The organism is Dehalobacter sp. (genome assembly GCA_023667845.1).
Lineage (GTDB): Bacteria > Bacillota > Desulfitobacteriia > Desulfitobacteriales > Syntrophobotulaceae > Dehalobacter.
In genome coordinates, this window is record JAMPIU010000073.1 from 154,970 (window position 1) to 179,213 (window position 24,244).

Annotated in this window: 26 protein-coding genes, 3 pseudogenes and 1 riboswitch; of the genes and pseudogenes, 9 read left to right on the plus strand and 20 right to left on the minus strand. The window is 39.8% G+C overall.

Annotated elements, in window-relative coordinates; translation table 11 throughout:
• Positions 1-21: 21 nt before the first annotated feature.
• Entirely contained in the window at positions 22-636 is a 615-nt protein-coding gene (locus tag NC238_06160; protein MCM1565527.1) for a DUF3795 domain-containing protein, read from the minus strand.
• A gap of 23 nt (positions 637-659) precedes the next feature.
• Positions 660-1,049 carry a DUF1801 domain-containing protein gene (locus NC238_06165; GenBank protein MCM1565528.1) on the minus strand — a complete coding sequence of 130 codons (390 nt, stop codon included), beginning with the start codon at positions 1,047-1,049 and terminating at the stop codon, positions 660-662.
• A 221-nt stretch (positions 1,050-1,270) separates the two neighbouring features.
• Positions 1,271-1,356, plus strand: a riboswitch (cyclic di-GMP riboswitch).
• A 95-nt stretch (positions 1,357-1,451) separates the two neighbouring features.
• On the opposite strand from NC238_06165, the gene NC238_06170 reads away from it, so the two are divergent.
• Positions 1,452-2,513 carry an HD-GYP domain-containing protein gene (locus tag NC238_06170; GenBank protein MCM1565529.1) on the plus strand — a complete coding sequence of 354 codons (1,062 nt, stop codon included), beginning with the start codon at positions 1,452-1,454 and terminating at the stop codon, positions 2,511-2,513.
• A 60-nt stretch (positions 2,514-2,573) separates the two neighbouring features.
• Here the strand turns inward: NC238_06170 and NC238_06175 are convergent, their stop codons facing one another.
• The 4 genes from NC238_06175 to NC238_06190 all read right to left on the minus strand — a co-directional run bounded on the left by NC238_06175 (position 2,574) and on the right by NC238_06190 (position 5,463).
• On the minus strand, positions 2,574-2,837 hold the full coding sequence (locus NC238_06175; protein MCM1565530.1) for a CoA-binding protein: 264 nt from the start codon (positions 2,835-2,837) through the stop codon (positions 2,574-2,576).
• A 416-nt stretch (positions 2,838-3,253) separates the two neighbouring features.
• On the minus strand, positions 3,254-4,045 hold the full coding sequence (locus NC238_06180) for a lipid II flippase Amj family protein (protein MCM1565531.1): 792 nt from the start codon (positions 4,043-4,045) through the stop codon (positions 3,254-3,256).
• On the minus strand, positions 4,046-4,330 hold the full coding sequence (locus tag NC238_06185; protein MCM1565532.1) for a hypothetical protein: 285 nt from the start codon (positions 4,328-4,330) through the stop codon (positions 4,046-4,048).
• Positions 4,331-4,353: 23 nt separating this feature from the next.
• Positions 4,354-5,463 carry a saccharopine dehydrogenase NADP-binding domain-containing protein gene (locus NC238_06190; protein MCM1565533.1) on the minus strand — a complete coding sequence of 370 codons (1,110 nt, stop codon included), beginning with the start codon at positions 5,461-5,463 and terminating at the stop codon, positions 4,354-4,356.
• Positions 5,464-5,827: 364 nt separating this feature from the next.
• On the opposite strand from NC238_06190, the gene NC238_06195 reads away from it, so the two are divergent.
• From NC238_06195 to NC238_06205, 3 genes are all read left to right on the plus strand, one after another.
• Positions 5,828-6,715: an FRG domain-containing protein gene (locus NC238_06195; GenBank protein ID MCM1565534.1), complete on the plus strand. Its 888-nt coding sequence runs from the start codon at positions 5,828-5,830 to the stop codon at positions 6,713-6,715.
• A 279-nt stretch (positions 6,716-6,994) separates the two neighbouring features.
• Complete coding sequence (locus tag NC238_06200) at positions 6,995-7,468, plus strand: hypothetical protein (protein MCM1565535.1); 474 nt, start codon at positions 6,995-6,997, stop codon at positions 7,466-7,468.
• Between the two features lie 159 nt (positions 7,469-7,627).
• Positions 7,628-8,191 carry a DUF4352 domain-containing protein gene (locus NC238_06205; protein ID MCM1565536.1) on the plus strand — a complete coding sequence of 188 codons (564 nt, stop codon included), beginning with the start codon at positions 7,628-7,630 and terminating at the stop codon, positions 8,189-8,191.
• A 144-nt stretch (positions 8,192-8,335) separates the two neighbouring features.
• Here the strand turns inward: NC238_06205 and NC238_06210 are convergent, their stop codons facing one another.
• Positions 8,336-9,223, minus strand: coding sequence for a MerR family transcriptional regulator (locus NC238_06210; GenBank protein MCM1565537.1), 888 nt, complete (start codon positions 9,221-9,223; stop codon positions 8,336-8,338).
• 349 nt (positions 9,224-9,572) lie between these two features.
• On the opposite strand from NC238_06210, the gene NC238_06215 reads away from it, so the two are divergent.
• From NC238_06215 to NC238_06230, 4 genes are all read left to right on the plus strand, one after another.
• Complete coding sequence (locus NC238_06215; GenBank protein ID MCM1565538.1) at positions 9,573-9,803, plus strand: helix-turn-helix transcriptional regulator; 231 nt, start codon at positions 9,573-9,575, stop codon at positions 9,801-9,803.
• A complete protein-coding gene (locus NC238_06220; protein ID MCM1565539.1) occupies positions 9,793-10,092 on the plus strand; it encodes a hypothetical protein in 300 nt (99 codons plus the stop codon). Before NC238_06215 ends, NC238_06220 begins: the two co-directional genes overlap by 11 nt.
• Positions 10,093-10,563: 471 nt before the next feature.
• The gene (locus NC238_06225; protein ID MCM1565540.1) at positions 10,564-11,043 is read left to right on the plus strand and encodes a sigma-70 family RNA polymerase sigma factor; all 480 of its coding nucleotides are present in this window, start codon (positions 10,564-10,566) and stop codon (positions 11,041-11,043) included.
• Entirely contained in the window at positions 11,044-11,667 is a 624-nt protein-coding gene (locus NC238_06230) for a zf-HC2 domain-containing protein (protein ID MCM1565541.1), read from the plus strand. It begins immediately after the preceding gene.
• Between the two features lie 52 nt (positions 11,668-11,719).
• On the opposite strand, the pseudogene NC238_06235 reads toward NC238_06230, so the two are convergent.
• Together NC238_06235 and NC238_06240 are read right to left on the minus strand one after the other, a co-directional pair.
• Positions 11,720-12,158 (minus strand): annotated as a pseudogene (locus NC238_06235) (DUF3102 domain-containing protein).
• A 70-nt stretch (positions 12,159-12,228) separates the two neighbouring features.
• Complete coding sequence (locus NC238_06240) at positions 12,229-12,873, minus strand: hypothetical protein (GenBank protein MCM1565542.1); 645 nt, start codon at positions 12,871-12,873, stop codon at positions 12,229-12,231.
• Positions 12,874-13,137: 264 nt separating this feature from the next.
• Between NC238_06240 and NC238_06245 the strand changes: the two genes are divergently transcribed.
• Entirely contained in the window at positions 13,138-13,401 is a 264-nt protein-coding gene (locus NC238_06245) for a hypothetical protein (protein MCM1565543.1), read from the plus strand.
• Between the two features lie 169 nt (positions 13,402-13,570).
• On the opposite strand, the gene NC238_06250 is transcribed toward NC238_06245, so the two are convergent.
• The 11 genes and pseudogenes from NC238_06250 to NC238_06300 form a co-directional block, all read right to left on the minus strand.
• Positions 13,571-13,990, minus strand: coding sequence for a DUF3795 domain-containing protein (locus NC238_06250; protein ID MCM1565544.1), 420 nt, complete (start codon positions 13,988-13,990; stop codon positions 13,571-13,573).
• Between the two features lie 269 nt (positions 13,991-14,259).
• The gene (locus NC238_06255; protein MCM1565545.1) at positions 14,260-14,760 is read right to left on the minus strand and encodes a YcxB family protein; all 501 of its coding nucleotides are present in this window, start codon (positions 14,758-14,760) and stop codon (positions 14,260-14,262) included.
• Between the two features lie 181 nt (positions 14,761-14,941).
• Positions 14,942-15,706: a hypothetical protein gene (locus NC238_06260; protein MCM1565546.1), complete on the minus strand. Its 765-nt coding sequence runs from the start codon at positions 15,704-15,706 to the stop codon at positions 14,942-14,944.
• A gap of 161 nt (positions 15,707-15,867) precedes the next feature.
• The gene (locus NC238_06265) at positions 15,868-16,557 is read right to left on the minus strand and encodes a hypothetical protein (GenBank protein MCM1565547.1); all 690 of its coding nucleotides are present in this window, start codon (positions 16,555-16,557) and stop codon (positions 15,868-15,870) included.
• Between the two features lie 177 nt (positions 16,558-16,734).
• A pseudogene (locus tag NC238_06270) lies at positions 16,735-17,219 on the minus strand (DJ-1/PfpI family protein).
• Positions 17,220-17,474: 255 nt separating this feature from the next.
• Positions 17,475-18,461, minus strand: a complete 987-nt coding sequence (locus tag NC238_06275; protein ID MCM1565548.1) for an ankyrin repeat domain-containing protein — start codon at positions 18,459-18,461, stop codon at positions 17,475-17,477.
• A 323-nt stretch (positions 18,462-18,784) separates the two neighbouring features.
• Positions 18,785-19,102, minus strand: coding sequence for a hypothetical protein (locus NC238_06280; GenBank protein ID MCM1565549.1), 318 nt, complete (start codon positions 19,100-19,102; stop codon positions 18,785-18,787).
• Positions 19,103-19,260: 158 nt separating this feature from the next.
• Positions 19,261-19,467 (minus strand): annotated as a pseudogene (locus tag NC238_06285) (tyrosine-type recombinase/integrase).
• A 497-nt stretch (positions 19,468-19,964) separates the two neighbouring features.
• Positions 19,965-20,885 carry a DUF3102 domain-containing protein gene (locus tag NC238_06290; protein ID MCM1565550.1) on the minus strand — a complete coding sequence of 307 codons (921 nt, stop codon included), beginning with the start codon at positions 20,883-20,885 and terminating at the stop codon, positions 19,965-19,967.
• Between the two features lie 416 nt (positions 20,886-21,301).
• Positions 21,302-21,973 (minus strand): anaerobic ribonucleoside-triphosphate reductase activating protein, encoded by a 672-nt coding sequence (locus NC238_06295; GenBank protein MCM1565551.1) that lies wholly within the window; start codon positions 21,971-21,973, stop codon positions 21,302-21,304.
• A 91-nt stretch (positions 21,974-22,064) separates the two neighbouring features.
• Complete coding sequence (locus tag NC238_06300; GenBank protein MCM1565552.1) at positions 22,065-24,188, minus strand: ribonucleoside triphosphate reductase; 2,124 nt, start codon at positions 24,186-24,188, stop codon at positions 22,065-22,067.
• Positions 24,189-24,244: the final 56 nt, after the last annotated feature.

The following is a 24,244-nucleotide window of genomic DNA, read 5'->3' on the forward strand; positions in this document are numbered from 1 at the left end:
AATAATGCTTGAATAGTTTGTCTAATCTTTTTTGGCCTTTCTAAGAACCAGTTGAATATTCAGACGATCGGCTTCCGCTTTTAGCAAGCGGACGGCTTCTTCAGCACTGCCGTTGCAGTTGATCCGATCCATATGATGGATCTTATCCATCATATTATTCAGGACGGAAAGCGGCAGCAGGTTGACCGCCAGACAATAAAATCCCTTTGATTTGCCGTCGTTGTAATTCGCGATTAGTTCGCCTAAAATTTTGTGTTTTTCCGTCAGTTCTTCAAGATAATTTTGAAGGTCCATTTTAGCCTTGGCTTGATCCTGCAATACATTTTGATAGGATATAAAGGAATCGGCCTGGCTTGGAGCCTGATACCTCTCACATGGATAGACACTGCATTCAAAACAGTATTCAACATTTTGATGCTTTTTATTACAGGTAATCACGGCACAGGAAGGATGCTTCAAAAAAAAGTCAGGACCCCCGCAGCCGGGGCACTTTGAAGAACCGTCCGTATGAAAGCGCGGACAGAGACAGCAATTCAATCCGCATAATGAAAAGTCGGCGCATTTCCGCCTGTATTCTTTACTTACCATTGATTTGACCATCGCATGCATCTCCTGGTAATAATCATTTTTTAGCATCCCCCGAAGATTAAGGGCCGTATCTAAACATCGCAGCACGGAATTCTTCTTGGGATATGCGCGTTCTCCGCGACTCTGTACTTCACGATCTTGCTTATTAACGCATACGGAATAGGCTTATTTAACGGAAATTGCACCGATCCTTTGGCTCCCTTATAACCGGCCAGTTCCTGTTTAAAGGCTTCGATCCCGCTTGGTGTCGGATAAAATCCAATGTGGTTCTTGAATGCTGCGAAATGAACGAGATTACCGTTCAATACAAACGTAGGCATCTGATAGCTGATCTTTTCCACTGCGTCCGGTGCTGCTTCTCTTATCACATTTCTAATTGCTCTTAATATTTCCTGTATCTCATCAGGAAACTGCAAAATATACCCATCAACTGATTCATGAACCACCTTATCCGCTCCCATTTTTAGTTTCTCCTTTAACTATCTTCAGAATTTATCCGTACGCGTATAAACATCATTAATGAGTTATACGAATTTTAGCAGATTCCTCTGCTAAATCAAGAACCATTTATCATTTGGCACCAGAATAAAGAATAATTTTCCAAATAACCCCTGTAGAACTTGAAAGCGATGTGTTACAATGGTTCTATGACCGAAATATCAATCGAATAGGGATACAGGAGCAACGACAATGGCAAACTTGGTGAAAGCCAGGGACGCAAAGCTATGGGTCTTCCAGAATAATTCTGATGACTGCCAGGCCACCGAATCCGCTCAGGTTTGTTTTGAATGTCGCCATGCAATCTGCTGGTGATTTTTTTGTTGCTTCAGCCAGCACTGATTTATTGGAAAGGAAGATTACAATTGCGTCAGGTAAGTGTAAACCGGCTTCAAAAGGGAGACGTGTTGGGAAGAACCATCTTCTCGCATAACGGTCGTTCATTGCTTGGAAAAGGAGTCACGCTGACCCAGCCATATATCGACCGGTTAAAAGAACTGGGCATTAGTATTGTCTATGTGGACGATGACGAAACCAAGGATATCGTTATTGAGGATGTTATTTCCGAGGAAAACAGGCGGGAGGCAATGAACTCCATTGAGCATTCAGCGGAAGCGGTACGAATCGGTAAAGACCTCAATGGTTTTCAGGTAAAAAAGACGGTAAACAACATCATCGGAGACGTCCTATTTCAAGAGAAGATATTTCTAAGCCTGACAGATATGCGGAGCTATGACAATCAAGTTTATGCGCATTCAGTCAGTGTTTGCGTCCTTTCGACCATTTTGGGCAAAGCTTTGGGGCTGGATAAAGATACCCTGGAGGCACTGGCAGTAGGGGCTTTGCTTCACGATATCGGGACTGTCAAGCTGCCGAAAGAGCTTGTCGCCAAACGTGAGGCCTTTACTCCGAAGGAAAATGACCTATATCAAACGCATACCATTCACGGATATGAAATACTCCGGAATAAACCGGAATTAAACTTATTGAGTGCGCATATTGCTTTGCAGCATCATGAATGGCTGAACGGAAACGGCTATCCCCGTAAGCTATCCGGCAGGCGCCTTCATGTCTTGGCTCAAATCGTAGGGGTGGCCGACTTCTATGATAATCTGGTCAATGATGGCCCGGGCCACTCCCGGATCGTCCCGCATGAAGCCTGTGAAATTGTAATGGGATGTGCAAACAAGCTATTCTCCCAGCAATTGGTTGTAACGTTTTTAAAACATATTGCGGCCTATCCGACCGGCTGTACAGTTAAACTTAATACAGGTGAGGTTGGGATTGTAGTTGACCAGAATAAAAGTTTGCCGATGCGCCCAATTATCAGGGTATTAATCGCCGACAAAGGGCTAGCCCATGTCCAGGCTAAGGAATATAACCTTGTCGAAGATCTTACAACCTTTATTGTATCCATTGTCGAGTGAAGCTGATTCATTTTTTGAAAAAAAACGCCGGCTCAAATGTTTTTTGAGCCGGCTAACCTATTATTCTGGAAGTTTTCCAAACACCTTCAGTACGGACCGGTGGAACGAATGAGGAAACGATGGTTCTGCAAACATTAGGACGCATTGGTCATGGATGACGTTTATATGATTTTCCGTACAAAAGTCTATAGCCTCTTTGGATTCAGCCCCCTGCTGAATCCAGATATGTCTGACTCCAGCTTCTACCGCGTCTCTAACGACCTTATTGGTTTTGTCCGGAGGGACGACGATCACTACGCCGTCGGCTTTCTGCGGCAAAAACATTATACCCTCTCTTCTTTAACGTTCTATACAGCCTACGCGAGAACTTCTTTTCGGATCTGGATACCCCGACCACAGCTAAAGTACGCTGGTCTAGAAAATCAGTGACTGAGCTCATTGTCGTCAAAAAAATGACCCCCTTAATAAAATTATTCAACTGCCTACATCGCTTCCCATGGATCAAAACAACAAGACAGACATTTTGATGCTCGGCTTCTTCCCTGGCTGTTAATTGAACTATGATCAAATCGTTTAGTCTGAATTGGATTAGCTCATCTATTCTTTTGTTTATTTCTTGGTGATGTGGCTAATTCCTTCTTCCAATATTTATTTTCTGTGAAAACTATTTTCAGTTCCTATCGTATTAATAAACAGGCTCTTATTTCCTTGCTTATATTCATGATGAACAGGCGTTATTACTAGCTGTAAAAGCTTGCAATAATCTGGGCGGCCGGCAAAAACAGCACTTGCCCCAATAATGTGCCAATTAGTTTTGTAGCAATAAGCATAATAACCAATGCTTTCACATCAGCATAAGGCCTTATTCCTTTCAATGCCTGGTCTGTAATAATTGCCGATTTTGGGTCGATAAAAAAAGTAAGTAGAATACTTGCCATGCCATTAATAATTCCTGATGAAGCTGCTGCTGCTAGTGCTGCTTGCTCCGGGACCAAAAGAGCTGAGTAATTAGCGGCAAGGACCCCAATGGTATATATGCCTGTAACCAAAACATTGATAACAAGTAACCTTTTGGGTATCTCTCTATACCTTAGTCTTTCCAGCATTGTCTTCGAAGGCCGTACAGCACTTTTTACAATTCGCTTGATATTATTTGCCTGCAGGGCCTCGACAACTAAGGAAGGTACAGAACCGGCTAATTCTAAACGTTTTACAGCAACTTCAAATATCTTTAAAAATGTAGGTATGAGCAGGATTCCAAATAGGGTCCCTGCTGTCGCAGCAAAAATAACTAACCGCAAATCACTGATCGGGTTCAGTCCTTGCGCTATACTTAAACCAACAATGCTTGCAATTAACGGTCCCTGAAACATGTTGGCTGTCCGTGAAACAAGAACAAACATGTTGAAAAGAGAAAAAGATAAAGCAACCTGTCCGCTTTTTACGGAATTTAAGCGTACAGAGTAGGCCAGGGTATCGACGATATGAATGACAACTGTAAGAATCATTAATTCTATTAGCATCTTTTCCATTTACTGCAATCCATACGCTTTCAAAAGAATTAATATTGTATGATTGGTCATTTTATTCGTCAGCAGTTGCTTGAATTTTACTGAATTCGTTTTGCCTTCAAATCTTAGGTTCTCTAATTCCATAGAGATTTCACTTTGTTTAAATATCAAATCATCATAAAAATTTTCGAACTTTGCCAGTTTGTTAATGGCTTCCCCAAAATAACCGTTTGCATCATGCTGTAGTTGAGAATCTTCCACAATAAAAAGACCATTGCTTTCTAATGCTTTTGTTAATCTCTCCATGTGATTACTCCTTGTATAAATATTTACATGGTTAAGCTTGATATGCACTTCACGCCCATTTTTTCTATATCCTTTAGAAGACGATTCGGTTCAGCCAAGTGCCCCATCATCCAAAGTCCGGGCTTACGGGCAGAGCCATCCAAGTATTGTAATAAAGTCGCAACAACAGGGATAGCTGTTAATTCGTAACCATCGGGATGAGAAACGCTGACGTGGGGTTGAATCATCTGTCCATCCTTATATCCAGATGCCCTAACCAGAAGTTCAACCCGATATGGCGGCTTGTGAAAAGTGCCCATGCTCCACCATAAAAACTTACCAATTGACCTGACAGCGTTTGGCATGATCTTTAGCCACATCCAGACAACTGGCATAATCACCCAGTCTGTCACCCAGTGTGACTCCGATATATAAAAGCCAAGATCCTTGAGTGAGGGGTATAACTCCGGCAGCGGCTGCAATTCCTCAAAGAACATAGAATAGCACCGTTTCAATCCAATGTCGCTCCCAAAATCTATTTTACGTATTTCATAGGAGCTTTTTTTCGTCCATTGTCCGTTCTTATAGACCTGAGCCTGATATTCTTTGAAACACTCAACCAATTCGTCAACTGCTTCGGTATAAGGAAGATCTTTCCCCATATTGAGATAGCCAGCTGTTATGGCGCTTTCAATCGAGTCCATATGGGTGGCCACGTAACGAACCAGTGCAGAAGGAAGCCCAGGATGGAACCCGGCCTCCGTGATAAAAGTTCTTCCAGCGCTTTTGATTTCTGTAGCAAGGGACTGCAAATAAGCAAATTTCTTGGAGCCAAGCTGCACATCGAGATAATCAATCCCAGCCTGAAGCGCAGCATGGGCCACGATTTCGGTATAGGCAGTCGTGGGTGCTGCGACCACAACGATAGACTGGTCTTTAAACGCTGTTCGTAAGGATTCTGCTTCTGATGCATTTGCATAAACAGCCGATGCACGTAAACCGGGGTACTTTTGATTCAGCTCATCAACAAATACCTGTGCCTTGTCGGGATATCGCGTCCCAATTGTAACGGTAGCTTCGGAATACTCCAATAGATGACGCGATATCAATCTGCCAGTTTGACCTGTCCCACCTAGGATAAGGATTTTAGACATCAGTTTCTCTTCCTTTCTTTTGGCCTGTACTTTCATTTTTAAGTGAAAACTCCAAAAGCCAGTCCCTTACAAATCTTGCATGGTCTGTCACCTAACTCGTCCTTATGTCGCCTTCAGCGGCATCTATGATATCGAAAAGGGACGATACCCTTATTGTATCCTAGACTTACACTATCTTCCATTATTTTCTTCTTTATGTATTAATGAAAGTAAAGGCTGAACTGACAAGCGATTTCCTGGCTTCAAAGATAACAAAAAATACTTATATATCGGAAGTCGGCAAATTTACACATTCACTCAAATGACAACTCCATACACGCACTTCCCTGTCCTACTTTTCATAACTTATAAAGGAGGTGGGGAAATGTTTACTGAAATACAACAATCAAGTCCAGTTACTAGTTGTGTGACTCGGATTGAAAGTGTTGAAGATTATTTAAGAGCTGTAGATTATGCATTCCAAAAAATCTGCCCCGCGGGGGGTAGATGTGAATTATGGTACCGTGGTCAAAATCAACCGGCAAACCAAAACGCATTTAATTTAGAACCCAGCATCACTCGAAGAGGGCGCAATCCCCAAATGGAAATTATCTATCTATCTAAGTTCAAATCCTATGCTATTCCTTTCGTACAGGAGCTGCCCTCTTTTCCCATTCCAAATGGTCCGGCAGCTTATTGGCACTGGCTCTTTATGATGCAGCATTACGGAGTACCAACTCGACTATTGGATTGGAGCCGAGATGCGCTTACTGCCCTTTTCTTTGCATTGGATGGTCGGGGTGCTAACGATGTTGGCAAAGATGCCGCAGTTTGGATTCTAAATCCCGTTCTGCTCAATGAAGCATTCTCATTTCATAGCTTTGTTAAAGCTGGCTATATTCCCAATGTAGATGAAAAGATTGTTGATCTCTACTTTGGGCCGAATGCTGAAATCCTTGCCAATAAGAAGCCTGCCGCTGTCATCGGCCCCTTGAACAATCCACACATTGTCGCTCAAAAAGGAGTTTTTACTGTATTCCCCCATGATAAAGAGATTATCCCATTGAATCTCTTCTCAGACGCATCGGACTATCTCCTTGAAATCTGTGTCGCTGCCGAGAAAATTCCATTAATCACTTCTCAACTTGAACATTATGGTGTGACGCGCTTTACCCTCTATCCTGATATCACTGAGGTTACTCGTCAGATTAACCTTGAAGTCCAAGAGGAAGGTCAGTTGCCTTCTATCACCAGTTCCATTATTCCGATGTAAGATATTAAGAGTTTTAGAAATGACCCAGATTCCCGATAACATTCTGGGTGTTACCGTAGCGTCATACTATTTTCATATTTGCTAAGCTACGATAAAACCTTGTTAAATGAAGTTGGTCGCCCCCAGATTGAGAAGTCGCCATGGAGGGCGGCTCCTTATACTAAAAACATTTTATTCATACATAAAGTCTATAGGGCTTAACTTAATTAGTAATTGATAAAATTCTCTTTTTCTGAACAGACTATATTTGTATCATTCTGTTAGAAAAGAGGTACTACTTTGAAAAAATATAATGATACTATCACTATAGGAACAATCAGCGGAATAATTGCAGCGATTGTCATGACTTTAATAGACTGGATACTTCTTTTATTTGGTATTCAATTTACGCCACCTTGGGTAGTAGCTGGAAACATTTTGCTAAATACTGACGTTCTATATACCCCAGCTGGAATTCTAATAGGTTACATCGTTCAGTTTCTTCTTGGATCTGGATTAGGCGTTATTGTTACTATTGTTATCAGATTAACTGGCAAAGACTACTATTTAATTAAAGGTTTAGGCGTATCCTCACTCTTTTATATTGGTAATACTGGAATAATACAAACACTAGTAAACATAGCACCTTGGATGCGGAGTGAGATTAGTTCAACATTAATGGCACTTATTAACTTCATTGTTCTTGGTGTATTGAGTTCATCAATCATAGCTAAATACTATGAATTTAATAATAAACCAAATTTTCAAAGATAAACTGCTTAGCTAATAATATATTTTTTTATAACCAGCTTATTTAGAGTAATTATAAAGTGCTTTGCATAATTTAGGCTGGAACCAAGATATTGTTTCTGAATCAAAAAGAATGTTTTGAGAAATAATAAATATTACAAATTAATGTTAGGGGGAAATATAATGGTAAATAAATCCATCTATAGGCGATGGTGGTTTTGGCTATTATGTATCATAGTGATTATCATACTTGTCCAAGCATGTAGTGGCGGTCAGTCTACCCCTGCTCCAACTCCCGCTCCAAATTCGTCTACCCCTCAAACTTCCACTCCTCAGGAATATAAGCTAAATGATGAGGTTAAGGCAGGAAATATTGGGTATACTGCAAGCGAGGTAAAAAGGAGCACTAAAATTGGGCAAAATCAATATTTGCAAAAAACAACCGAAAATGAATATTTACTAATAAAAGTAAAGGTATCAAACAACGATAAAGAGACTCGTACCATTGATACTAGTTTATTTAAGTTAAAAGATGCTGAAGGCAAAGAATATTCTGCAATGGCTGAAGCAGACATGTATGTAAACACCGATAATAGTTTCTTTCTAGCCCAGGTAAACCCGGGAACAAGCAAAAGTGGATATATTGTATTTGAAATTCCTAAAAACCTAAAAGGTTTAAAATTACAAGTTTCAAGTGGTTTAGGATGGTCTGGTGGACAGTACCAGATAATAAACCTTGGTCAATAGGCTTGGAAAAGTATAGATTTTGGCCGAGTCATAATAAATTGAGATTCGGCCTTCTTTCTTTATGTTTTTTCACTTAAGTCTTTTTTCCACTTTTCCAGTTTATCTTTAGCATCTTCACTTTAAATTATAAACCAAGGATAATGCTCATTTTGTTAGTTCGTACCAATTTTCAACATCAGGTATTTTTTGTATCAATTTCTCATTTGCTTCCAGCATCTTCTTGTAATAAAAATCATATGCTGGACTTAGCGTTCTCATCGTCGGAATGAACACATCATAGTATCCGTTTGTTTCTCCAAATTTACGAAACAAATCCATGAGTTGTGCCATTACTGAATTCTGGTACTTATCCGTTTTCTTAAATTCTGTATATTGAATGATATTATCTTTGTTGTTTTCCCAATACGTGTCAAAGTCATCATAAGTACTCTGTATGTTGGCACTCATTTCTTCAATTTTTTCATTGTCCATATATTTGTCAGCTTCGTCCAAAATTGATTGAAACTCTTCTGGAATTTCGATTGGTTCCATATCGTCAAGGAAGTTAACAATGTTGTCATATAACACTTTCTGCTCATTTGTCTTTACTGGTTCATTGAGAAATTGGCCAAAATGAAAGCTGAAGTATCTCCCATAGTATCCGGGAAACGCCATTAATAACTTTTCTTTAATCGTAGATTGTTGTTCTAATAAATTCAATCTATCCTGAATTTCAGCAACATCCACCCCATTAATCAACTGTCCTATCAAATCAAGTCGATATAATTTTGCCTTTGCCTGAATCTCTTTTGCTTGCTTAATTAAAGCAAGGGTGTGCTTCTTGTCGTTACTATCAAGCACTTGCTTGATCTCATCAGTGCATAATTCCAGTTTTCGAAACAACGCAATTTCTTTCAAACGAGATAAATCTGAGTCAGAAAATTCCCTATATCCGTTCTCGTTAACTTTAGGTGATACTAAACCCTTTAATTGATAATACTCAACTGCTTTTTTCGTTAAACCTGTTTGTTTACAAATCTCATTCACTTGCATACCTTACACCTCCTGATTTCAGCTTAAGGTATCCTCTTAGGTGCTAGTCAAGTACTTAGCTAATATAAATTATCCCTTCTTCACACTTTTCTACTACTGCGAATACTACAACATCCGCGCCAAGGATGGCGTGGTCTTTGCACGATATGTCGTAGAACGTCTTGTGAATTCCCGAAGTCTGGTTACTACTTGCATATTCTTCCAGATTTCGGGAATTCACTGTTCTACCAAGCTGTACGCCCCCAGATTCAGAATAATCAACTCCCCTTAATAGGTATACTTGTCTGTTTGCATAGTATGCTTTACATTTTCTTTTCACTGTGCTACTATCTAGTCAGGAGGTGATAGTTTGAATGATAATATTCAGCTTAAAAATCGATTAAAAGTCGCCCGAGCAGAAAAGAATCTTTCGCAGGAACATCTTGCAATTCTTGCAGGCGTAACAAGACAAACAATTAGTTCTATTGAGACAGGTCAATACTGTCCGACAGCAAAATTAGCATTGATTCTATCAAAAGTTCTTAATAAACAATTTGAAGACTTATTCTATTTTGAGGAGGTTATAGAAAATGGCCAGTAATATGGTTAAGAAAGATGAAAGAACAACATTTATCGAAAATATTAGTTATAAATTCGGATATGTTTTTATTACATTTGCTTTGCTTCTTGATGTTGTATATAGATCGTTAAAACTAAATGAAGCGCCCTGGGATCTGCTTGCATTAATTATTGTAAGTGGTCTGGTTATGTCCTTATATCAATACAAACAAAAGATTTTAGGTAAGACTTGGATAAAAACATTCATTTATGTATTTGCAGTTTCCTTTATTATCGCATTTATAATGGCATTCATTAGAAAATTATTCTGAAACTATTCCGCGCCTGGAAGCGCTGTCTCCCGCATGGTTTTTCGCCTAACGTTTATGTGTCTGCGACGCGTCCCATACAGCTTTCATATTGGCAAAGTGTCGCTAAACACAGTGTTACAAAAGCATCTCTAATAATAGTATATCACCAAAAATCGACTTTCTACATATCATCTCCAAAGTAAAACAAAGCTTTTGCCGTCACGGTAGACACGTCGGTTCCCGGTTCACCCCGGCCTTTCGGTTATTCTTGGTGTTATTAGTGCATACCATTTCATTTTTGCTTCATACTCTTTCCAGGTAAAGCTTCTTCTTTGACTCCTTTGGTTTAGCCATTTGTACAGGATTTTTTGACCATAGTAATTGTAACCTTTGTTTAGCTGTTTGCTTAGGCGGACAGCTTTTTAAAAAATTAAATTATGGTGTAACAAAACACTGCGTTATCGGATATATGTTTTGAAGGAAGTGAATTGCATGTTCGACATAGATGACATTTATAAGGAATATGCAGAGACAGTCTTTAAATTTCTGATCATTCTTTGTAACGATGAGGATACTGCGGAAGAGCTCACGCAGGAGACCTTTTACCGTGCAATAAAATCAGCCAATCGCTATGACGGTACATGTAAAGTCTCGACATGGCTTTGCCAAATTGCAAAACATCTGTGGTATCAAGAGATTGATAAAAGAAGCCGCAAAGAAACATCTATGCTTAATGACAATATTGTTTCCAACAAATTTAATCCGGAGGAAGAATTATGTCTGATAGAAGATAAAATGCAACTTATCAAAGCAGTACATATTCTTGATGAAACTGCAAAGGAAATAGTTCTCTTACGCATCACTGGTGCATTTTCTTTTAGAGAAATTGGGGAAGTATTCAACAAAAATGAAAACTGGGCAAGAGTCACTTTTTACCGTGCAAAACAAAAAATTATGAAAGGAAGATTGTAAATGATAAAATGTGCAATTATAAAAGACCTGTTACCAAGCTATATTGATGGTTTGACCAGCTCTGAAAGCAACCTGGAAATCGAAGAGCATCTTAATAATTGTCCTCAATGCAAGGAAATTTTTGAGCAAATGAAAGCAGAGGTCAGGGTAGAAAATACCGAATACAACAAAGAAAAAATCAAACCATTCAAAAAGCTGAATAGAAAAGTTTTTAAAGCAGTTCTAATAACCTTGACAATCTGTGCATTGGCAGTAGTATCTTATCTCTATTTCTTTGGATTTGGATGGAAAGTGAACTCCGCTGATATGAACATCGACTATGTTTATAGAGACGACAAGATATTATTTGAATTTGAACTGACAGATGGTAGAGTTCTTAATCCTTGGAGTCATCCGGACGCGGACAACATTCATGCTAAAACTATTAAGTTTACAGAATGTTTCAGTAGTATCTTAGATGACAGAGGTGAACATCCAAACAAGTTTTCATATGGCATACACTGTACCGATTATAATGGCAATAAAGTACAATTTACTAAGGGTGATTGCGTTATATTACAATTCAAGGACAAAACAGAAACTTTTTATTTGAGGGAAATAGCTAAAGAATTAAATATAATGTAATCGCCATTTATAGCAAGAATCTGTAGTTTAGACCAAACATATATTATTGGATGGTCAGCAGTTGGTAGAATGTATCGGCGATTGTTTGGCAGCAAGCGGCGCATTTTTCTTCATACTCCGTGGTAAAGGTTGAGGGGGCTGCAGTTTTTGGCCCACTTTTTGGTTTGTCGGTTTTTTTGACGGTTATATATTCTATTTTGATATCCTGAGGATTATTTGGTATGGGCGTGACTTGAGCCTGCTCTTTCTCCGGAGCGGTTTGGTTCAGTTCTTTGAGAGTCTGATCAAGCTCCCGGGAAGTCATATCTTTAACATCATGCTGCAGGATAAATTTCTCCCGCTCATCTTCCGGAATCCCCAGAAGAAGGAGGGCCTGATAGTAGGTTAAATTCGTCAGCGCTGACGAATTTGATTTTACAAGTCTGTTGTTTGATTCTATTAATCTCAGCCGCGATGACAAGCGGCGTACGTTCAGTGATTGGTTCATTCATTTTTATTCCCGCCTTTTTGGTAGCTTTAATTACAGCATACGCAGACGAGCTTCGGATGGTGAAGGCTTGTCTATGAACCTATCAAATCACCTTTCAAAATTAACATCAATTCTATTTGTTTTATCGCTTTCTTATCAAGCAATCCGCCTGTAAGTGCTTTAAAAATGTACGTATCAATTTCTTCTGAGGTATCATTTTTTTTAATTAACAAAAGAATATTTAGAATATCAATTAATATTAGCTTTTTCATTGTTGGTTTAATATCCATAATATCAATGGATATAAGTTCATTTGCAACTTTATTATGTAAATTTGTCCTGTAAGTAACTATTTTGCCTAATGACTGTATACATTGGCGTACCGTAATCGGTTTTTCATCATCTAAAATTCTTAAATAGTCATCAATTGTTATATCAATTCTGTTTTCTCTATCCCATTTTACATTAGTAGAAATAAGCATTACCCCAATACTTCTCTGATAGGAATTAGTACTTTTTAGTTTTTCACAAAAAATATCCCAAAAAGGATACACATCATCATATTCCTCTGAACGATGTTCCAATAATAGCAATGAATGATATCTCAGCTTATCATCTTTTTCAGTTAACAATTCCACTAACTGAGATATGTCTTCTGCCTCTAAAGTTTTAGAGAATTCAAGTAAATTCTCCTTTTTTATTGTTAACAGTCTCTCAATATTAATCATATCTTCCATACCTCTTTCAAATTAACCTCTGCCTCAAATAATTGCTAATCCTAAATCCCGCACAGGACGTGCGGGCCAGTCGACCAATGCCAGATAACGGTTAGGGGTTTACGCAGCGTCATAACCACATTCATATTTGCAAAGTTGCGTGAACCTCGTGTTAGGCGTCGTGTGGCGCTTCAAATTTAGCAGTTGTCATGGATGGCGATCCTTAAAAATTCTCCTTGACTTATCTTCCAAAAACGATAAGCTATTCATTAGGAGGCGATCGTATTGGATGATAAGGTAATGGATCTTCTCGGAAAGATCCTTGAAAACCAAACCGAAACTAGCTCCCAACTTAAAGAATTAACCTCTCGAGTCCAAAAAATAGAAACAAAAGTTGAAAATGATTTGGGTTCTAAAATCAAAGCATTATTTGATGCTCGCGAAGTACAAAATGAGAAAAATGATACTATTATCAATGCCCTCGAAAGAATCGAAACTAAAATTGAAACCTTACAGATGGAAACAGCCCATGTACGAAAAGTTAAATAGAATGATTGAAGGAGTTTGTTCAAGGCTCCTTTTTATTTTACCCTTCGACACCCGGTATGGAAACCTTTCCCATGGACGGCGCTGCCTTAAATATCTAGCAATCAGCACCAGTATTACAAAATAAGAAAAATTTATCCGAAGCTTTATAATTATGTATCTAGGAGAAGACTCACTCTATGTATGTAGTTTTGCAGATCAAACAAAAAGCTCTATGTACGCAAACAATATTGCCACATTCTTTGCAAGTCCATTTATTTTCCTCATTCCGCAAAAACGAATCAATGCCATATTGCTTTATCTGCTCAAGGTTTTCAAGCATGCTCATGTGATATTTTGTTCGATATCGCTTATCTAACTGTTTTAACCTCCGGCAAGGGTATTTATCACATTCAAAGCAAAATCCCGATTCATTGCTTTTAATTACAGAACAGTTTTTGATTATGCAACTGACGCTACCTTTTGTTTTATACCTAATATCTATCTCATTCCGACACCCTTTGCAATGATTTTTCTCTCTTTGATTACCTAAGCAAAGTCTGCAATTCATACCACAAGGAGCAATCAATTCTTCCTTCATTTTATTATTCATCTCATACCTCACACCTCAGAATATATATAATAACGTCACGTTATTCTACTGTTACTAAAAATCCGACTGCCGCAAAGAAATAACCTATAATCCATTTTATCCGCGCCAGAACGGCGCGGCCTTTTCACGATATGTCGTAGAACGGTTCACGTGTTTGCGACGCGTCCCAATCGCATTCATATTGACAAAGTGTCGTAAACACGCTGTTCTACGATGTATCGTGCCCCCAAACTCAGACAGCGCCATGGATGGCGATGCCTTAAGAATATCTACTTCAGCAATTTCATCTTACTTGCAAGAATATTTTTAAACTTCTCGATATCAGATTCATCTCCAAAAGCACTCTTGGGCAATATCGTCAAAGACTTATTGATATCTACTAAAATGAAATACCTTTTTAGTTCACAAGCTTTAATAAACATGGTCCATTTGCATATGCTCTGAGCATAATCACGTATTATTTCTATATTTTCAGATGTGAATATAAAAGTACTAACTTTCCAAATTTTATATACTTTAATATATCGATTAATTGGGTAAATATAGTAGATGGCGAAAAATAATAAACTAATGATTAAAAAAACAATTAACAATCCATTATAGTAGGCTGAAAAACCATTTTTTATGGTAATAAATAGAACCAATCCCAACACAAAAAAAGCACAGACAGATAGTACCCACAAGCTATTTATTCTATTAATAACTTCAAATACTGCGTTTCTAATATCTTTATCCGTATAACTAATCTCAACAATTATTTTATCTTCCAAAACTCTCCCTCTCCTTTTTCTCTTTTGCGCCATGGATGGCGCGTCCGTGCACGATATGTCGTAGAACGTCTCGCGAAGTTCCGCAGCGTCTTACAGCATTCATCTATTCTAAGTTGCGGAACTTCGCTGTTATACGTCGTATCCCGCCCCTTGATTCAGAGTGCGCCCGGATGGCGCACCCTTATTTTCGGCTTTTCTTTTTATCTTTTAGCTTAATCAACTTATCATATAAAATTACTGTAACACTCATTGAGAATGGTAAAAGCACCAAATTTATAACAACGTTGATACTTCCACTTAATAGAGTAAAGTAAGCTGGCGAAATTGTTCCAAATGAGTGAATAAAATACCACGGAATATGAATAAGGTATGTACTTACAAAAATAATTATTATAACTTTAATGACGTTGTTTTTTACTAAATACATGCTGTATCGAAGTCTATTGCCAATTTCTGGTGAAAGTGGTACCGAAATCGGAGCGAAATAGAAAAATGTCGATATCAAAGCAATTATCAATGACAAGATAGCAATCAATGGGTACTTATAATAAACTTCTAAAAGTGACCTATTAACAAGCCCTAGTAATAACATAGGAATAACAACTGTTAGTCCTACTAAAATTGTGTTACCTATACTTCTCCAAAAATATTTTGATGATTGTTGATATGCTTTTTCTATATTAATTCTTCTATTATGAATTAACTCCCATATAACAATTATCAAGCATATACCAAACCTGACATTTAAAAAAGCTGCTATCAAACTAACAACATATTCTAATAGAATAAATATTGGTTCATTTAGTAGTTGATACAAAAATTGAGGTAATATATTAAAAATATTAATAAGTGCTATAAAAAAAGATATAGTAAATAAAATCTCAAAGTTCTTTTTGTAAAGATTAAAGCCTTGACGAAAAATATCAATTATTAATAATTTTTTCATATATTCTCCTTTATTTTTTATTTAGCGCGCCAAGGACGGCGCGCCCGTGCGGGATATGACGTATATAACGTCCAGGCTATTCCCGCTGCGCCTTTCTACACCTATATAGACAACGTGGCGGGAATGCCGTGTTATATGCAGTAGTCCGGCTTCAAAGGCAATCAAAGATGACCATACCCAACCGTCCGCACTTCATTATCAGTAGATAAAATAAGATTAGGACCATTCATTGAACCTTTATGATTATTACCATCTTTTGATGGAATTTCCGTGAATATTGAGATAGTTTGGGTTTCACCTGGAGGCAATGTAAATATCCCATCTTTTTCTGATATATTTGATCCTGTTAAGATCACATCCTTTGAAAACCATATTTGTTGCATGTATCCATCTAAAGGAATCTTTATCCCAACTTTTAGTTCATCTCTCCCATAATTGGTTAAAACAATATAGCCTGTAATATCTAAATCCTTATTGTCTGCGGTACTTCTAATATCAAAATGACTCCTTTTATATTCATATTCAACTGCAGCAAGCCCGTTTTGTATTTTAAAATAAGCTGGTTTGATTATCGAAACAAGCATTGGAGATAGTACGATAAAGAAAAGGATTAAGACAGCAATCCTTAGACGAGGAACTTCAGCTTTGGCACAAATACAAGCTATTATAAAAAGAATAATAGCGACTATTGATGGAGTATGAAACCCCATCTGTCCATTTGACCATAAAGGGATTCCTAAAAATAAAAATAACTCATCGCCAAAAGAAAATCCTGTTCCAGTAGTAGTTCCTATTATAAATGCTAATATAAATAACGATATGGTAATAAAACCTCGCTTTGAAACTTTCAAACTTTTCACTCCAATGACTATCAATAAGATTCACTACATATAATTATGATTATTCTCCAAGGAAAGCCACGATACGGACTATTGCATATAACTCGTCCTTATGCCGCCTATAGCGGCATCTATGATAATGAAAAGGGCCGATACTCCTATTGTATCTCAAGATTCTAATATCTTCCATTATTTTCTTTCCTGGTGTATTAATTGAGCGTCAACATACTTAACGCCTCGCTCTAGTACCACCTTCTCGAATTCCTTCTCTAACCTATCAATATCCATCCAGTGCGTTGTGGCTCTCTTACCATCTAACAAACCCGCTTTAGCAAGCAAAAATGCACCAGTGCATACATAAATGTGACCTTATTCATTTGGCCTTTTATCCAGCCAATAACTACTTCATTATGAATTTCAATTTCTTCCGCACCGTATCCGCCTGGGATAATCAAGATGTCAAAGTTAGTATTATCCGCAAAGCTATAATCCGGTACAACTTGGAGTCCATTCCGTGTTCGGACTGTTTCTTTTGTTTGAGCAACAGTATTAACTTCAAATGGTTTAACATTGGATTCTGGGTAAGAGGTAATGGACAACACCTCGAATGGTCCTGCAAAGTCCAATACTTCGACCTCATTAAAAAGTAATATCCCTATCTTCCACTGACGCATCGTTCTTCTCCTTCTATTAAAAACCACATGCAAGGCGGTTTTGTCTAACGTTCAGGTGTTCCCACCGCGCGCCCTACCACATTCATCATCCTCCAAGTGGCGGGAACACCGTGTTAGGCGATGGACCATGCCCCTAGATTCAGAGACGACCACGGATGGGAGTCACTTAACGTTCCTCTTGAATTTATATTTAACATCCATTATGTGACAATAAGCACAGTTAATATTTCATTTCTTTTAATTCTCGATAAAATATTATTCACCCTGAAGTAATATTTCAATTGCTTTACATTCATCAATATAATCTTTAGTCTGTCCAACCGTATCATATTGGCCCCATTTTTTATCAATTTCTTCTGTCTGCTTAAAATAATCGAGTGCTGTAAACCCTTGGTTATCTTTTGAATTTACGTCAACTCCAGTTTTTATCAAGGATTTTATAATATTATAATCAAATGACGCAAACTGATCCTTAAGTTCAATACTTGGAATTTTAGAGATATCTGCATTAGAATTCAATACAGAGCCACAAGCCCACATAAGTACTGTCCTACCCTTATTATCTCTTTCATTTATCTTTGCGCCGCTTTTTAATAATAAATCTGTAAGTTTATTAGACAGAGTAAATCCTTTATCAAATTTGGAATCAACAGTTGCATACATTAGCAAAGTGATCCCGTCGCTATCTGTTTCATTAACGTTGTAACCATTTTCTATCAATAATTTAACAATATTGTATATGTCGGATTGGTCATCATAACGCTTTTCCCCTATTAGAATATCCTTCATCAGTGAGCAGTCATCGTATGAGAGATTGACTTTATGGCTAATTAATATTTTTGCGGCTTCATAGTTAACACCATCGTCAAAATTGCTGCATGCCCAAAAAATTGCGGGTACACCTTTAAATATCTCATTTGGATTTGCACCTTCATCTAACAATTTTTTCAACTTGTTATTGTCATGCTTCATAACAGCATTGTTAACAGGGTATTCTTTAGGGTTTACGTACTGATTCATTGATGCATTATTTGCAATTGTATAAAACCCAGGAAATGTAAATGCAGTTGGTATTCCAATTAATAACAGTACAATTGCTGCAATTAATAACCCTTTTTTCTTTTTTGTTTTTCTTTTCGCTAAATATATAATTAATAATATTAATCCAATAAGGCTTAATATTATTCCGAAAATAGAGACAAACCCTAATATTGCTCCTAAGATCAATGAAATAAATCCCATATTATTCCTCCTCTATTCACTATATTTAGCCAGATTACAATTATCAATAGGCTTTTCAAATTCCGCACTGGTGCGGAATTTACCAACATATGTGCAGTAAACCAATCATTTTATTCGTCCTTTTCCAATCCGCGCATGGATGCGCAGTTCCCGCATGGTCTTTCGCCTAACGTCCCGCGAAGTTCCGCAGCGTCTTACTACATTCATATATTCTAAGTTGCGGAACTTCGCTGTTAGGCGCAGTGTGGCCTTCAAATACTGAGGCTGACAGGAGGTCAGCCCCCAGACAACTGACCTACAAAGCCTAGATTAAACCGACAAGATCACTCCTTATCATTATCAACTTCTGTCGGTTCTACGGCTCCTATTCCAAAGGTATCGCTTACGCCAAACCCATACAATATCTTCTTTGCAGCTGCTAAATGTTCCGGAACATGAGCAAGAAACCTCAGAAGAATTCTTTCGACCTCCTCGTCACTATAACCCTCAGGCGTTGAATAGAACTTGATTAAATCCTCCAAGTCCGATAACCAATCTGTCATATGGAAAGAAAGATCAACTGCCTCGCCCTCCTCAACGCACTCAAGGTTCAAAAGACTAGAAGATATTCTTTCTTTCAGTATGTTAAAATCATAACCCAAGATATCAACTCCAATAAGAAAATTAACTTGGCGGCTAGGATGGCCGCCACCACATTGCGCCTAACGTCGTTTTCCCGCAATTATTGCGTATTACATCTAAATATGGAGGTAAACCGCAAGGGTTGCGGAGATATTTCCTTTAGCAGAATTTACTTCTTTTAAACCTCTATGTCCAGTGCATCGATTGGGCTGTGTATTTTGGCTAGATCCCGTTGGCTTACATGGGTATATATTTCTGTTGTTTTAGAATTTTTATGCCCTAAAAGTTCCTGGATATATCTCAGATCCGTACCGCCTTCCAGCAAATGGGTGGAAAAGGAGTGTCTGAGTGAGTGAACAGATACATCTTTCTTAATATTTGCTTTTATGCAGGCTTCCTTAAAAATATTTTGAACACTCGTCAAAAACTTTGTAAAGAGAAAGAATTGTATCCACTGATCTTGGTACAATCCAGCATCGCAGCCCTGAGTCTCCCACCTTCGCCCTTTAATAGATTTGATCTTCTCGACTCTTTCTGCCGTATACTCAAAAGTTACAAAGAGTTCCCTTTGATTTTCTTCCCGGGCGTTGACATATACAGCCATCTTTCTGCTCCATTCTTACATAATGGAAATATTACTAATAAATACCATTACAAAAATATTTTAACTTCTTTAATTTGCATGGTCAATCCTGAAAAATAATTTTGGTATTATTTAGGGAACTCCTTTTTATGTCATATGCGTTTATCCGAATAAACAGCTTCAAGCGCTTTGGAACCAGTACGGTGAAAGCAATTTTGAGCTTGTAGTATACCTCCTCGAATTCGGATTCGGCTCCGAATTTGAGGAGGTATGCCGTCCAGCTCCGTTCTCTTTTTTCCTTACTGCCCATCTCCGCAGGGGCAAGCTTCCCTGCTCCACGCCTCGTCTTTACGCCACACATCCATAAGATCGCAAACCTTATTCTTATAAATGATATACGTCTCCTTGTCATTAGGGGCGATTTCGCGCAGCTTTTGCTTTACTTCCCTAACGGTTTGATCCAAGTTTTCACAGAGGAAGGCGAGATGGTTAGCCCTGACTTTGAGCGAACTCTTCATGAAGTTATTTCTCATCCTCTCGTAGCTCTGGGCGGATGAGCTTTTTCGGAGCGATTCCAACGAATCATTCAGCTGTCTGGCCGTTATAGCGAGTTCTTCTTTGGACGCCTTGACGTTCTCCAATTGGGCCTTTAGATTGGCGAGTTCCGCAGTCAGCTCGGTGATGGTACCACCTTGGTCTTCCACTTTTTTCTGGAAGTCCGCGTTCTCTTGCTGGGTCTGGTCTTTTTCTTGCCGGGCCTGCGTCCGTTCCTTGACCGCCTGACGCAGTTCCTGGGTGGTCATGCCTTCGACATCCATATCGACGATGAATTGCGCCCGTTCCTCCTTCGGGATACCTAAAAGAAGCACCGCCTGGCTGTAGTTTAATTTCGGATTCGGCTCCGAATTTGAGTTGGTAAGCTGTCCTTCTCCATACTCTTTGAAGATACGCATCAGTTTATTGGCCCTGCTTTGGGAGAAATCGACCGACTCCTCCAGCCACTTGCCCCATTCTCCAAACTTAAGAAAGGCTTTGGCCTCCGTCAACCGTCTTCCAATCTCGACGATAGCGGTAAGGTAGATATTCTCAGCCTGATATTTGATCATGTTAATCTCAGCCGCTATGACATGCGGCGTACGTCCGCTGATGACATCAGGTACTGTATTGCTTACTGGATCATTCTCCGGATCGGTTGCTGTATCCTTTGCTGGATACATCATGATATCCACACTCCTTTGGACCAATTTCACTTATAGGATATGTGGCCATGCTTAAAAGTGTACTACCTCAGTCGTTAAGCTTTTTATTATAGAGAAGTACCTTTCTTATTTCCTTTCTTACTTCCCCCAAATGTGTACGCTTCACCTTGCTGTTGCCAGTTTCGGCGCAACACTCGATATGGGTGGTTGGCTAGACCTTGCCCAGCAAGGACTTTCACCTTGCAGGAAGTACCAAGCTTTGCTTGGCGCACTAACGTTTAGGGGTTCCCGCTGCGCCCTAACCGCATGCATCATTCTCCAAGTGGCGGGAACCCCGTGTTGTATGAAGCCGTACGCCCTCAGACTCAGAGGCCGCCACATAGAAGTATTGCTAACCACAAAAAATGGTTAGCAATACTTCTATTCATACTAATCTTCTATTTCAGGCCACGGACAGGACAATTCAGCTTCTCTCCCATTTCTTTGAGCCATGAGTCAGGATAAGCATCATAAGTTTTCCCGTCGAGCACGCCCTGGGGGGACTGCCGAAACTGCTGGAGCACCCAGGGAGTTTCATTTCCGAGGAACTCACGGATTAGCTTTAGATCTTCAAATGTATGCCAGACCGGCAGTACCGTAGTTCTGAATTCGTATGCAATTGTACTCGCCCTGATCCATTGGATGGTTTCAAACGCCGCCTCTCCGCTGTTTTTGCACGCGGTCAGCTTCTCGTATTTATCAGGAGTACATTTAATATCCATGGCAATATAGTCCAGGAAAGGAGCCAGCTCCCGGAGTTTTTCCGGGCTGCTTCCATTGGTATCCAATTTCACCTTGAAACCGAGCGCTTTGACCTCTCTTACAAAGGGATTCAGATCCGGGGATAAAAGCGGCTCCCCGCCAGTAAGACAAACACCGTCCAGTAATCCTTTCCTGGTCTTCATAAATTCAATGACAGCAGAAGGAGAAGTCCGCGACTTCTCCTTCTTGTTGACCAAAGCAGGGTTATGGCAGTAGCCACACTGGAAATTACAACCTCCAAAAAAGACCGTTGCTACGATATGTCCAGGATAATCGACAAGAGAGAAAGGTTCAATATCCATTAGCATCTGCGATCACCAATCCTTGTTCTGCTTTATACTAAATACCTGTACTCGTAAAAGTTTCTGCATAAAATAGATACGTTGTGACAACTTACCCTTACTTTGCTACGCCGTCAAACAGACTTGGAGTGATTCCCATAACACGGTATTTGACGGTTTCTTTTTTCTCTTCCTGTTTGCCGGGGTTCATGGCGGAGATCGGTCTATAGAACCCGGTGACCCTCGTCATGACCAGAGTTTCCCTGCCGCACTCGGGGCAGTTGAAATGCTCGCCTTTGATATACTTGTGGTCTTCGCAGATGCTGAAAGTCGGAGTCAGCGTGAAATACGGCAGCTGGAAGTTCTCAAACACCCTGCGTACGACGGCCTTGGCGACGGCAAGATCATCGAGACTTTCAGCCAGATAACCGTGAAGCACGGTCCCGCCGGTATAAAGCGTCTGCAGGTCATCCTGAAGCTCGACGGCGCGGAACAGGTCGCTGGTATAGCCCACAGGCAGGTGGGTGGAGTTCGTATAATACGGTTCATTGTCGCCGGCCGTAATCATATCGGGATAGTGCTTTTTGTTGATTTTGGCCAGACGGTAGCTCGTACCTTCCGCCGGTGTTGCTTCGAGGTTATAGAGGTCTCCGTCTTGCTCCTGGAATTCCTGGATGCGGTCTCTCATATAGTTCAATGTTTCCTTGGCAAAATTCTGTCCGAAAACGGTGGTGATGTCATCGGCGTCCGAAGTAAAATTACGGATCGCTTCATTCATGCCGACTAGACCGATCGTCGAAAAGTGGTTCGTCCAGTACTTGCCAAATCGTTTTTTAATATCTCTCAGATAAAATTTAGTATAGGGATACAAGCCGTTGTCCGTCAGGATCTCCAGCGTTTTGCGTTTGGTCTGCAGCGAGGACCGGGCGATATTCATGTGGTTATCGATCAGTGTGATGAACTGATCCCAGTTGCCTTTAGCCAGATAGCCGTACAACGGCAGGTTCAGGGTTACAACTCCAATGCTTCCTGTGAGCGGATTGGCTCCGAACAGGCCACCGCCGCGTTTTCTGAGTTCCCTGTTGTCCAGACGCAGACGGCAGCACATGCTTCTGGCGTCCTCCGGATTCATATCGGAGTTGATAAAGTTCGCAAAATACGGGATTCCGTATTTATCGGTCATTTTAAAGATCGCTCTCGATACTTCACTGTTCCAGTCAAAGCCCTTCGTGATGTTGTATGTCGGGATCGGGAAGCTAAAAATATTGCCGTCAGCGTCCCCTTCAAGCATGACCTCGCAGAACGCCATATTGATGATATCCATCTCAGCTTGATATTCCCGGTACGGCGTATCCAGGAATTTGCCGTCAACGACAGCAGGCTCATCTTTGATGGCCGATTCGGCCGCCCGCACATCGAGCGTAATATTAAAAAATGGAGACTGGAAACCCACCCGGGTCGGGACATTGACATTAAAAATAAATTCCTGAATCCCCTGTTTGACTTGTTTATAATCGAGGTTATCCACTCTGACGAACGGAGCAAGATAGGTATCAAAGCTGGAGAGCGCCTGAGCACCGGCAGCTTCTCCCTGTAAGGTATAAACGAAATTAACGATCTGTCCGAGTGCGGAACGGAAGTGTTTGGCCGGTTTGGAGGTCGTTTTGCCTTCCGCGCCCCTAAAACCCACCAGAAGCAGATCTTTGAGATCCCAGCCGACGCAATATGGAGCAAGGTCTCCCATGTCATGATTGTGTAAAGCACCGGAATCGTGCGCTTTGCCGACTTCAGACGGAAGCAGAGATTGCCAGAAAGCATTGGTCGCTTTGCTGGTTACAAACCGGTTAAGCCCCTGAACCGAAAATCCCATATTGGAATTCTCTTTGATTTCCCAGGTTCCCAGCCCCAGGTAATCAGAGAATAATTTATTGTTATCGTTTTTGGCGCTTTCCTGATTTCGAATGATTTCATGCTGGAAGCGGTACCGGATATATGCTCTGGCGACATTGGTATTTCCTGTCTGCATCAGGACATCTTCGACTTTGTCCTGAATCTGCTCGATTTGGAAGCCTTCATTCTTACTGTAAGCAGCTTCCAATTCCGAGAATACCCTGTCGGTAACAATCTTCGCCCAGTTGGTGACATTGGGGGTCTCGGTAGCGATAAAAGCCTTTTCTACCGCCTTGCAAATCTTCTCCTGATTAAAAATTTCTCTTCTTCCATCCCTTTTCACAACGTACATGGCTTAGTCCTCCTGCTCCCATATATATTTATTTGCATGGATATCCTGTCTTTATC